General features: G+C 48.2%; 11 protein-coding genes. All 11 read left to right on the top strand.

Going from position 1 to position 11857, the window contains the following annotated elements; genetic code table 11:
- Window position 1: 1 nt before the first annotated feature.
- From RXX31_RS04135 to RXX31_RS04085, 11 genes are read left to right on the top strand one after another with little or no spacing between them, the layout of a single operon-like run.
- Window positions 2-1033, top strand: coding sequence for a DUF4255 domain-containing protein (locus RXX31_RS04135; RefSeq protein ID WP_317587827.1), 1032 nt, complete (start codon window positions 2-4; stop codon window positions 1031-1033).
- Entirely contained in the window at window positions 1030-2355 is a 1326-nt protein-coding gene (locus tag RXX31_RS04130; protein WP_317587826.1) for an ATP-binding protein, read from the top strand. Before RXX31_RS04135 ends, RXX31_RS04130 begins: the two co-directional genes overlap by 4 nt.
- Window positions 2352-2603, top strand: coding sequence for a hypothetical protein (locus RXX31_RS04125; RefSeq protein WP_317587825.1), 252 nt, complete (start codon window positions 2352-2354; stop codon window positions 2601-2603). Before RXX31_RS04130 ends, RXX31_RS04125 begins: the two co-directional genes overlap by 4 nt.
- On the top strand, window positions 2600-3262 hold the full coding sequence (locus RXX31_RS04120) for a hypothetical protein (RefSeq protein WP_317587824.1): 663 nt from the start codon (window positions 2600-2602) through the stop codon (window positions 3260-3262). The genes RXX31_RS04125 and RXX31_RS04120 overlap by 4 nt, the downstream gene beginning before the upstream one ends.
- Before the next feature lie 18 nt (window positions 3263-3280).
- Window positions 3281-3562 (top strand): hypothetical protein, encoded by a 282-nt coding sequence (locus tag RXX31_RS04115; RefSeq protein ID WP_317587823.1) that lies wholly within the window; start codon window positions 3281-3283, stop codon window positions 3560-3562.
- A gap of 2 nt (window positions 3563-3564) precedes the next feature.
- The gene (locus RXX31_RS04110; RefSeq protein ID WP_317587822.1) at window positions 3565-4695 is read left to right on the top strand and encodes a hypothetical protein; all 1131 of its coding nucleotides are present in this window, start codon (window positions 3565-3567) and stop codon (window positions 4693-4695) included.
- 18 nt (window positions 4696-4713) lie between these two features.
- Window positions 4714-5532: a phage baseplate assembly protein V gene (locus tag RXX31_RS04105; RefSeq protein WP_317587821.1), complete on the top strand. Its 819-nt coding sequence runs from the start codon at window positions 4714-4716 to the stop codon at window positions 5530-5532.
- A 10-nt stretch (window positions 5533-5542) separates the two neighbouring features.
- A complete protein-coding gene (locus RXX31_RS04100) occupies window positions 5543-5941 on the top strand; it encodes a GPW/gp25 family protein (protein ID WP_317587820.1) in 399 nt (132 codons plus the stop codon).
- Window positions 5941-7362, top strand: a complete 1422-nt coding sequence (locus RXX31_RS04095) for a hypothetical protein (protein WP_317587819.1) — start codon at window positions 5941-5943, stop codon at window positions 7360-7362. The genes RXX31_RS04100 and RXX31_RS04095 overlap by 1 nt, the downstream gene beginning before the upstream one ends.
- Window positions 7359-10145, top strand: a complete 2787-nt coding sequence (locus tag RXX31_RS04090; RefSeq protein ID WP_317587818.1) for a baseplate J/gp47 family protein — start codon at window positions 7359-7361, stop codon at window positions 10143-10145. The genes RXX31_RS04095 and RXX31_RS04090 overlap by 4 nt, the downstream gene beginning before the upstream one ends.
- A complete protein-coding gene (locus tag RXX31_RS04085; protein WP_317587817.1) occupies window positions 10138-11847 on the top strand; it encodes a phage tail protein in 1710 nt (569 codons plus the stop codon). The genes RXX31_RS04090 and RXX31_RS04085 overlap by 8 nt, the downstream gene beginning before the upstream one ends.
- Window positions 11848-11857: the final 10 nt, after the last annotated feature.

The raw sequence follows: 11857 nt of genomic DNA, 5'->3' as shown, positions 1-11857 counted from the left end.
GATGCCTATTGCTGATTCGTCGCTCTATCTGATTTGCAACTCGGTCGCCGATTTTATTCGCAGCGGCTTGCAGACTTTTGATAACGATATCAATGTTTATCTGGGATCGCCGGCCAACTTAACCGAACGCCGTGACGAAGATCGTATTAATCTCTTTTTTTATCGCTTCGAGCCATCGGGTTTTCAGGCCAACGCACATCCACATTTGCCGTGGCATCTGCGTTTACATTGCATGATTACCTCCATGGCCATCGACGATGACAACACCCATCCCGGAGAAGATGATCTGCGCCTGTTGGGACAAGTTCTGATGCTATTTCACGAGCACCGTGTCCAACCGATGCTCATGGTGAATGACATGCCTTTTCGCCTAAATGCGGTATTCAATCCTGCCAGTGATGAGCAACTTAATCAGCTTTGGTCCATTCAGGGGGATGCATCCTACCGTCCTTCTGCCTTATTTGAAATGTCACTTGCACCAATACAACCGGAAGAGTTAAAGGGCGAAGCACCTTTGGTTGGATTTACTGGTTCACAGGTAGCCGGTGCTTTCGATAGCCGTTTTGATGATTTCAATGGTTCGATCAGCACACCGATATTTTCTGGCGGTAGTGTGAATCCAAACAACCCTGCGTGGACGCCAATGATTTGCTGGGTAGAGGGGGAGGAATGTGTCACAAGTTTAAGTCTCGATGTGGAAAATACTCTCCCCGGAGACTTCCACCCACAACTCTGGGTTGCTGGCCGAATAGGAGAATCTGTCTCTCTGGAGTGGAAGGTTTGGCAAGGCGATAATTGGGTGACCGAATCAGGTGTTGATTTGGTGGTGAGCTCTGCCACGATCAGCCCAGAAACAATCCCACTTACGTTGCCCACTCTTGATTTACCAGAGCTAGCAGTTGATGGCGATCACGACCGTTGGCAGCTCATTGTGACGACTAACCGCAGTTACCAGGCCTACGCCGATGGCCCAAGCACTCTCTTTAAGAGCAATCCGTTAATCATAAGCTTGTATCGTGGGAGTACTGCATGACTTCTACTTTACGCAAAATTGCCGAGTTAAAACATTGGGCTGAATGGCAACGCATTGAGCTATTAAGCTTGTGTTTACTAGCGGGTAAAGAAGGGCCATCAAAACAACTCATTGAAGAATTACGCGTGCTGCAAAAACAGTCGCAAATGTTCAGACAAACAGGATGGTGGTCGAGATTACAAACCCCGCTCTCACACTTTCAGGTCGATATTTTGTGCTGCGTTTTTGCCCCGTTTATTTTACCTCGGGTTGGTTTGCTCTATCAAAGTTTACAGTCCAATCAACAGCAATATCCCAGCCTTCACACTATCGCTTCACTGTTGGCACTCGCTGATGATGAGTTAAACACGTTACGTGAAACGCTTCGTGAGTTGGAACGTCTGGGTTTGATAATCAGGCCCAGCGACGAGCCATTTGTGCCGATTCAACCGGACCGCCTGGCTTTGGCAAAAGTAATGGGGTGGGAACAGCAATGCTGTGCGCCTCAGGGGGCATTCCCGCTAAAACTCAAAGCCACATGGCAAGATCTTATACTGCCCGATGAGCAAGCTCTGATGCTCAAAGAATTCTTGTATTGGATTAAGCACAGAAAAACCGTTATCGATGAGTGGGGCGGGCAGCAAACCGGTGGCCCTGTGGCCTTGTTTGCCGGCTCTTCTGGAACCGGAAAAACGCTGGCTGCGGCGGTACTGGCGAATGAGTTGGATTGGCCCATATTTCGGGTTGATTTGTCGGCACTTGTAAGTAAATACATTGGTGAAACTGAGAAAAATATTGGCCGACTGTTTGATGCCACGCATGGACGTCAGGTTATTCTGTTTTTCGACGAAGCGGATTCGATTATGGGCAAGCGAGGCGAGTTAAAAGAGGCGCGTGATAGATACGCCAATATGGAAGTGAGTTATCTATTAGCACGTATTGAGGAGCACGATGGTCCGTGTATTTTGGCCACTAATTTACGTTCGCAAATAGATAAAGCGTTCTGCCGTCGTTTTCAGATGGTCATTGAGTTCCCCAAACCAGATGTGGCGCAAAGACAAAAATTATGGACGCAATTAATGCCGCCTCAAGCACCATTGGGCAAAGACCTAAATATTGATTTATTGGCCTCAGCAGTCAGTTTGTCAGGGGGGCAAATTCGCAATGCAGCACTGCATGCTGCCTACCTCGCAGCCGAAGAGCAAGATGCCATTCAAATGCGTCACATCGCACTTGCGGTATTACGGGAATTAAGTAAGTCCAGTCCGCAAGTGAAAACCAACCAACTCGGTAAGCTCACGGTTTATCTTGAACACGGCAATTCGGGGGAGCAATCCAAATGAGTCTACACATCGATCAATTATCACTTGCTCTGCCAGTCAGTCTGACAAGACGCAAGACGGCCATTGTACAGTTGCTAAGAAGTGAGCTGGCACAATATAGCTGGCCGACGGACGTTCATATCGCACAAATGACGCCCGCAGATATCAGTATTTCGCCACAGCATACAAATTTGCGCATTGCCAAGGTGATTGCCCAACAAATTCACCTTTCCACTATGGCCTATGTGCGTCGGGGGGAATCAGTATGATATTCAACAATACCAGGGGGGCGTTAGTCGAATACGGTATCACCGTACCCCCTCTTATGCTCGAGTTTGAGTTCAATCCAGAGTCCCTGAGTCGCACTCGCAGTGTGGCAATAACGACAGGCAATGCACCGGGCACCCGGGGAGGATATGACTTCTCGTTTCCATGGGAAACTAACCGTGTCGCACAGGGGGTAACGGTGGATCCCGAGCAATTCAGTATTGATATATTGCTGGATGCAACGGACAAAATGGCAGACGGCAATGCGTTAGGCCACAGTATTGCCAATGAGTTTGGTATTGAACCGCAATTAGACACCTTGCGCTCTATGGTTGAACCCAAAGTGCAGGGACCCGGTGGCTTGCAAACACTTGCTGGAATGGGGTTGGGTAGTACAAGAGCATTTGCCCGCGATGAACATCCTTCGGTATTACTATTGGTGTGGGGGTCACATATCTTGCCGGTTTTTATGACCAGCATACAGGTGGATGAAATCGCTCATTTACCTAATTTAAAACCCTATCGGGCTAAGGCCAATCTCAGCTTTCAGGTGATCGAAGGCAACAACTCTTTCTATCAAGTAGAGAAAATACGCCAGACCGCAGGGGCCAGTCTTAATTTTGTTTCCGGGGGAGCGAGTGCCCTGGGCAGCTTATTTTAATAGGGAGGACGATAGATGTTGTTGAAAAATTCCCGCTACAAAAGTGCACGGCCATTTGAGCCGGTAGGATCAACACAGACCTTTAGCGGCCTCAGAGCCAGAGAAATCAACGTTGTTGAAGGGGTAATAGAGCATCAGGTGCAAGAGAACGATCGTCTCGACCATCTAGCGCAACACTATTACAACGATTCACGCCTATGGTGGCGAATCGTCGATGCCAACCCAGATCTGTTATTTGCCGACCATATGTTGAGTAAAGAGTGGGTTGGGCGGGCAATTGTCATTCCAAGCGGGCGATAATTATGTTGCTCAATTGGCTTGATGATCAAAATCGCGAACCGGCAGCTTGCATTGTGAGGGTAAACGGCCATGAGATCAGTGATTTTTACCCGAACTTGGTTGAGCTTTCCGCAGTGCTCGATCACCAGGACAGCGCACAAGCCACATTAATTTTCGAAACCCGAAGAATGGATGATGGCAGTTGGCATGTGCACGACGATGAGCGTATTCGTCCTTGGGCTAGCATTAGTATTGCCGCTACGTTTGGTGACAACGAGCAGGCTGTATTTGATGGATTTATTCGTCAGGTCAAAGTGGACTTCCCCGAACAAAAAGGTGCAGCCGTGGTAACGGTGATTTGCCAAGATACCTCATTGTTGCTTGATCGCACCCAACGCAATGTTCGATGGGGAGATGAAACACCGACTACAGATGGCGCAATAGCCAGTCAGATATTGTCTGAAGCGGGCATTAATTCAATCGACTTCCCCGGGGAAGGCTTTACCAATTTGGTTGCCAACCAAAATACCACCGACATTAAATTCTTAAAAAAGCGGGCGCAGGAAAATGCCTACGATATCTTTTTTCGAGAAGGAAAAATGTACTTTGGCCCACTGCGTATGGACCGCTCTCCGCAACCAACGATTTTGATTTATGCCGGCCCAGAAAGTAACGCCATACGCTTTAATTTGGAAGACGATGGACATCATCCTGAAACCATCATTTACGAAGTCGCGAATGATGAAGATAGCAACACCGAGGAACAAAGTGTAACCAGTGGCTTACCGCTCTATGGTACGCAACCTGCGACCTCAGAATCGGCTGGATTAGGAGACTTTGCGTGGCGACTGCGCAGAGAAGGTTCCGCGAGTGAGGATCATGCCAATCAAAGAGCACAAGCCATCGCCAATGAAGAAGCATTGCGAATAAAAGCCACTGGAGATTTAGATGGCGCCTTATATGGCCATGTATTGTTGCCCGGTGAACCGGTGTTCGTTGACGGTGTGGGCGCGCGTTATGGAGGACGATGGTACGTGATGAAAGTAGAGCATAAGTTCGACGTAAACGGCTATAAACAAAGTTTCGAAGTTGCCAGAAATGGCTATGGAGATGATTTTGAGGCGCCAACCAGCCCGATAGCCGGGTTACTTTAGATTGGAAAGGAAACTGTCATGCCAACTGCATTAGAACAAACGGTTCAGCAAGCCCAAAACAAATTTTACGGTAAATATCGTGCATTTGTCGTTGCTAACGAAGATCCTGAGCAGCGTGGTCGTATCCGGGTCGTTATTCCCTCTGTTTTCGGTAAGGAAGAAAGCTTCTGGTGTTTGCCATGCCTGCCGTTTGGTGGCCTTGAAGAGCAGGGTTTATTTATGGTGCCAGAGGTTGATGCACAGGTGTGGGTCGAGTTCGAGGAAGGAAATCCTGACATGCCGATTTGGACGGGGGTTTTTTGGCAACCGCAAAGGGCAATCCCAAGTGAAGCCCAAAAATCACCTCCTACCACGCGAGTCTTAAAAACGCCCTCAGGTCACGTGTTGCAATTTGATGATGAGTTAGACGCCGAAAAAGTGGTATTGAAACACACCATCGGCAGTGGACTGTCCATTGATGAACAGGGTACAACAGTATTAACCGACCAAAACGGCAGTAAACTTACCCTCGATGCCGATGGTAATTCAGTTACTTTAGAAGACAGTAATGGTAACCAGCTGGTCATGAGTAGCAGCGGCACCAAAGTGTCGGATGCGTTTGGCAACGAAATTGAAATGTCTGGTGCGGGTATCAATGTCAAAGGTCATATGGTCACAATCGAAGGCAGCCAAGTTGCAATCGGCGGCGCTGGTGGCGAGCCACTGATCAAAGGCACCAGTTTTCTGTCGTTATTCGCCACTCATATGCACACCTGTACCGCACCTGGTTCGCCCACTTCGCCACCTATTCCGCAGGGTGAAATGAGCACTTTAACCACCAAAACAAAGGCGAGTTAGGGAAACCGCTATGAGTCGATTAAATCAGCCTGACTATACACACTTTCCGTTGCAACTGGGGCATGAAGGCGGGCAAACGACCCAGCGCATTGAGCATATCAGGCAAAAAATAGAGCAAGTGCTCTTTACTGAACCAGGAGAGCGCTGGTTCAGACCAGAATTTGGCGCGGGGGTAGGAAGTCTTATCTTTGAACCACAGTCCACAGTGCTTTGGCAAATCACCAAGCAACGATTACAAAGCAGTTTGGTAGAGGCGCTAAGAGGGGAAGTGAGCCCTAAAGATTTAGCTATCGAAGTAAGCGCCGACCCAGACTTTGCCGAACGTCTGATCATTCAAATTAGTTATCGACTCACTGCTTTGAATCACAGTGAAACGCTGGAATTCGAAATTTCGGGAGGTCTTAGATAATGGCTAATACTCCAGTTCCTAAACTCCATTTTACTGTCAGTTGCCGTGACTGTGGATACCGCCAAGTCACGCTACCTGATCCCATGCCTCCGATTGGCGATGATTTTGATTGGCTAACTGGCGATTACGACGGATTTCGTTTATTCATGATGGAGGAACTCGCAGCCCGTTTCCCCGAACGTCCAAACTGGACGCCAGCAGACATAGAAGTGATATTAGTCGAAACCCTTGCGGTGGTTTTGGATCAACAATCGGACGCATTAGACCGAATGCACAACGAGGCATTCCTCGACTCGGCAAGGCGTCCGGATAGCGTGCGCCGGTTACTTAAACTGATTGGCTATGATTCCGTTTACCAGCACTATGTACCTACTTGGTCTAGCGCGCCACTGGTTAAGCATCTCCTTGAATATAAATGTATTAGCACCGAAAGTTTTGATTTTCCTTTGGACTTAACACATACCGCCAACCTCCAGAAATTGCTAGTTCAGCTAGGGAAAGCGAAAAATTTTCTTGGTGCCAACCCAAGCATAAACGACCCGGAGGTGCAAACTCAGTTATTCGATTTAATCGGTTATCACGAGGTTACTACCTTGGTTGAGGCGCTGGATCTCGATGTACCTCAGCATCGCTTATTTGCTACCGAGCAACTGGAAAAACAGTGGCGCGACAATGCCCATTTGATGGATCAAGCGCGCGCCAGAGGACCAAGAGAATTACATACCAATCGCCGCATGGTGACGCTGAGCGACTATCAAGAGCGATTGGAAGACCATCCCGCAGTGCTGAGAGCGGCCAGTGTGCAAAAATGGCAAGGGTCTTGGTATACAATTTTAATTACTGCTGTGCTAACGAATAACGCCAACATGGATGATACCGTTGAGTCGGCCTTGTCAGGTTTGGCCTTGGAGGAGTTTAAGCAGCAAACCAACCAATTTCATCGCGTTAATCAGCTCGCACCTATCGATTGGACCGAGTCACTGACCTTTCGCAGTGTGCTCAAAGCCTTAGTAGAAAAGTTTCGCATGGTCGGTCAGGAGGTTTGGCTAAAAGATGCCATTCCAGTCGGGGTGTCAATCGCACTGTCTATCAAGGTAGCGGACAATTATTTTCGCTCTGAAATTCAGCAGTCGATTACGCGAGCAATGAGTAATGAGCCTGACGGCTTTTTTGAACCAGGCAGGCTGGCTTTTGGTGCCAACCTCTATGCCAGTGATCTTATTGAATGGCTGATGTCATTGGAGGGGATTGATGCGGTTTGTCTGAACCGATTCAAACGGGTAGGGAAGCGGTACGCAGACCAATCAGGCAGTGGCGTTATTCGTTTGTCAGGGGAGCAGTTGGCACGTTGTGATAACGACCCAAGCCGTCCCGATATGGGTTTCTGGCGCATGAATTTACACGGAGGGGTAAGAGGATGAGTGACTTAACTCGGTGGAACCGTGCTGGCCTGACTAAGCTGACTTATATCGATGGTAATGCTGCGACTTATCAAGAAGATCTCAGACAAAGCTTACGGCTGTTATTTGAACAAGATGAGAAAGTACTGCAGTGGCTGGGTGATGAGGCCAACGATGCCACCATTCGTGAATGGCAACAGCGTTTACGTGAGCAATACCAGCATGAACGGCGCGATTATGTGTGGGAAATACTCAGGACTTTCGCCCGCGCGGTGCATATTTTAGCACATACCGTTGATGCTTACGCCAATGAACGCTATATCAGAACTGCCACCCAGTGGGATAATGTCAGACGGCTAGTCAACATGCTGGATTACCATCCCGCTCCTCCCGCTTCTGCAGAAACCTATATTGCGCTAATCGCAAAGCAAAACGAACAAGCCATAGGCACGGTTGGACAAGGCTTCGCGATTAAAAACAAGCCTGATGATGGTTCGGCACCTTTGACGTTTGAGTCATTAACGGATGTCGAGGTGGATTATCGCCTCAACGCGTTGAGGTCACCTGATTACAATCGCTCACCAGATAGGATTTTGTTGTCGGGCACCTTTTTCAACTTTGTGCCCAAGTCAATGCCAGACGATATCAGTGTCGGTGACTACGCTGTGTTGTCCGACAGCATAAAAGCTATCGCTGTCACTATTGAGGCGATTAACACACACAGCCTTACCCTGAAGAACATTGATGAAGAGTTCACCAGTGGTTATTTGAATGTCGCCGATTTAGCCCTTAAGACTTCAAGTGACTGGAGTGAATTACCTAAATTAAATGGTCCAAACGTTATTCAGGTAGACCAAATCGATACTGTGAAAATCAACGATGTTTTGGCCTTTGCTCACGGCAGCAATTATCTCGTACGTCGAGTTGTTGCTATTGCCAGTGACCGTGTGCAGTTAGATAAACTCAATAATGTCGGAGCTTCTGAAAGCTTCTATATGACCAGTTCATCAAAGCCCCAGAGCACAGAGTTCGGCAATCACTTTGTGTATCCAAAAGATCGGAAAAGCAACACAGTCTGGCTGGATAATACTAACCTGTCGCAAAAATCACCGCAGGTGCAGAACGTTGACCCTGAAGATGCAGGTTCCGCTGTCTTGCACCACAAGTTAGACGGTTGGTTGGCGACAAATTCATACTTTTTACCTGACGGGGCGAAAAAAGTGTTTGCCGTTAAGTCACTGTCACCAGCCTCAATCGAATTCTCTGGCTCCGCAAAAGGCCTGGCCAGTGGCCAGAAGGTCTTACTAAAAACGTCTAGCGGAGATTGGTATTGCAGAACTATCGCTGCCATAACTGAATTAGAGCAGAGTTACCAATTAGAGGTGACCCCCAACCTGCCAGCTGGCCAGCGTTGGGTACAGGCCGTCGGAAATTTTAAAGTGTCCTCAATGACTCAAGGCCACAATATCAATAACACCAGTATTTGTAAGATTGCCTCTGACACCACCAGTGAGATTGAGGTGCAGCTAGATACTATCGTGGAGTCTCTAATATTTGGGCGTTTACTTTGGGTCGTCAGTGACAAGCGAGCGCAAACTGTAAAACTTCTAAAAGCCGAGCACAATCAAGACAAAGGCACAGTCACACTTTCAGTGACACCCTCCCTGAGTGACTCACAATTCAGTAAATCCAACACGGTTGTGTATGGCAATGTGGTACGTTTTGGTCACGGTGAATCCAAGGGTGAAAACGTCTTGGGCGATGGCGACCGCGTGATCAGCCAGCAAAGTTTTATTTATCAAAAGAAAGACGTTTCGTTTGTGCTGGACAGTGAGTTCTCCAGCGGGGTTAAGGCAGGCATTCGAATTTGGGCTGATCAACGCGAGTGGACTCAAGTAGAAAACTTGAGAAATTCTGCACCTACGGATACCCACTATCAAGTGCAGCTAACCCAAGACGGCTTTATACAGGTGACTTTTGGCAATGGTGTGAATGGGCAACGCCTACCAACCGGGAATAATAACGTGCGCATTCACGCCCGCTTTGGCAATGGCCTACAAGGAAACCTGAATGCTTATGAATTGGTGAAAATTAAGCAACCGCATCCGCTGTTATCATCGGTTGTGCAACCCGCACCTTGCACTGGTGGTGGCGATTTAGAAAACCAAGAATCTATTCGCACCAATGCGCCTGCATCCGTGCTGACGCTTTCTCGCGCGGTATCCGTTGGCGACTTTCAAGCGCTAGCGAAAAGGCAAAGTAGTGTCTGGCATGCCCATGCCTATTCTCTGCCGCCAAAGCCTGGTTCTGCTGACAGTTTAGCTGTAGTGATTGTCCCTGCCGGTGGTGGCCCACTCGGTGAGTCACAACACACGCTGACCGCCACTCTAATGAGTCAAGCCCAGCCTGGCGTTAATGTCGTAGTCAAGCCGTATAAGCCAGTATTGCTGTCATTAGACATTACTATTCGCGTCAATGCGCAGGCCTACAACGTGGATGAAGTCACCATGGCAGTGCGCCTGGCTTTGAGCAATACATTGAGTCTGCAACACGCTGAATTTGGAAAAACCTTTTACCGTTCACGACTCTATCAAATCGTTGAAGCGGTGGAAGGGGTAGAAAACGCTGATTGTGTCATCAATAAGGAATTTCTGGACGAGAGTGGGGTACCGCTTGGTCAGGTGAAAACGTACGTTAGCAGTGATGGCTATATTCGTAATATCACACCAGGCAAAGAGCAAATCATCTTCGTCAATGCCAATGTGTCTGCACCTGTAATTCGCACGGAGGTGTTTAATGGTTAAGCGCACGTTAAGCTTGTACGACGTCTTACCCGAGTATATCCGGCAGCAAGACGAGAACTTGCACACCTTTAAATTACTGCGTTCGGCTGATGATTTGCTCGACAGAGTTCACGAAACTTTGCAGCAATACTACGCTGATAATTATGTAGACCAACCAGACCGTTCAGAACCACCTGCGGTTTTTAATAAAGTCAGCCAGGACTGGCTGTTACCTTATTTTGCCGACCTACTCGATGTCCATCAGGTATCGCCACTCATCGAGGGTCGGCGTGACGAAATTACCAATGCAATTAGTTGGCGACAACGTAAGGGTACCTTATCTGTGGTTGATGCCGTAGTAGAAGCGGTGGGTCAATGGGAAGCGGTAGTGCAAGAGGGGTGGCAACGCTTGGCTATTACGCCGCGCTTTGAAGCGCCTTTGTTGCCCGAAAGTTACTTTGGTGCCGCGCCACAGTTGAACAGTGAAATCCCACAAGAGATTGCGCGGCACCCGGGCTTGGCAAGTGTTACCCCTGACTTTCGTCGTGGTAGCCAAGCCGTAGCGGATGAAAATAATATTCCTTCCAGTCAGGTTAGTCATGTTTATGGCGAGTCTTTGCGCTGGCGACAATATTACCCACACGGGGTACCTTGTCATCATCAACGCGTTGACTTAGATGGTAGTTATCGCACAGCTGCTTTTGATGATGTGTCTAAACGCACCCCAGATATTCGCGATAGTAATTGGCAAGTCGGTCACTTTCATCCGCGTAAGGTACTCATCCATGTTGTGCAACCAGAAGGCTTCTTCCAGACGCAGCGAGTAAGAATTACCTGGAAACAGCAATGGTTACATGATGCGACGATACCTTCGAATAAATTCTTAGAGCACATACGACTGTATTCAGCGTTGTCAGCAACAGGCAAACCAATTAATTGGGATGGACCCTTTGACCCTGCCCTGGTATTTGAAAATCGAAAAGTTAACACGTCCCCCTTTACGGCGGTTGAGCTTGTAGGTCGTCTCACCAAGGGCTCTCCGGGTGAGGATGACCCGGAATATGTTGATCAAAGCATACAGGAAGACGACCCATACTCAGTCTGGCAGTTTACAGGCATCATCTTGAAAAACCATCTTACGTTGTATCATGGCAGAGCCCACTTTGATAAATGTGCAGTCAATAAAGCGGAAGTACACGACAGTAATGATGAGATGCCGGTTATCAACGCCACCAATACTTTATTTAAAGAAGTTCATGCAGCGACAGGCTTGGTGCGTCTCGAGTATTGCACAGTGATGAGCAGGTGCCTGGCGGACTCCTTACAGGCCAGTGATTGTATATTCAATGGTTATCTACACAAAGATGTACCAAACAATATGCCGCCTTCACCTATGTGTGTGCGCTATAGCCTAATTAGGGAAGATCAATTACCGATTGGTGACGGCCAGGACTTAGCCAAACATTTTGCCAATCATCGTCAGCGCCCGATCTTTTTTAGTGAAAAATTTGGTCAAGCGGGATGTGGGGTTATCCACCCTGCGACAGACGATGACGTAAAATATCACGCAGAAGACAGCACTGAGCCCGGTGCATTCCACTTTCTGCAAATTAGCCTGCGTTTTGACGCTGTGCAGGAAAAACTCAAAGACTATTTGCCTGTGGGTTATGACGCGGTCGTCATCCCGGATCAGCACCTAAGTCGCCTTCCTGAAACCCTTTAAGACACGGAAC

Source organism: Vibrio sp. EA2 (assembly GCF_033042495.1).
In the GTDB taxonomy this organism is placed as follows: Bacteria; Pseudomonadota; Gammaproteobacteria; order Enterobacterales; family Vibrionaceae; genus Vibrio.
The sequence above is the reverse complement of the archived record's forward strand: the minus strand, read 5'-3'. Positions and strand labels throughout refer to the sequence as shown.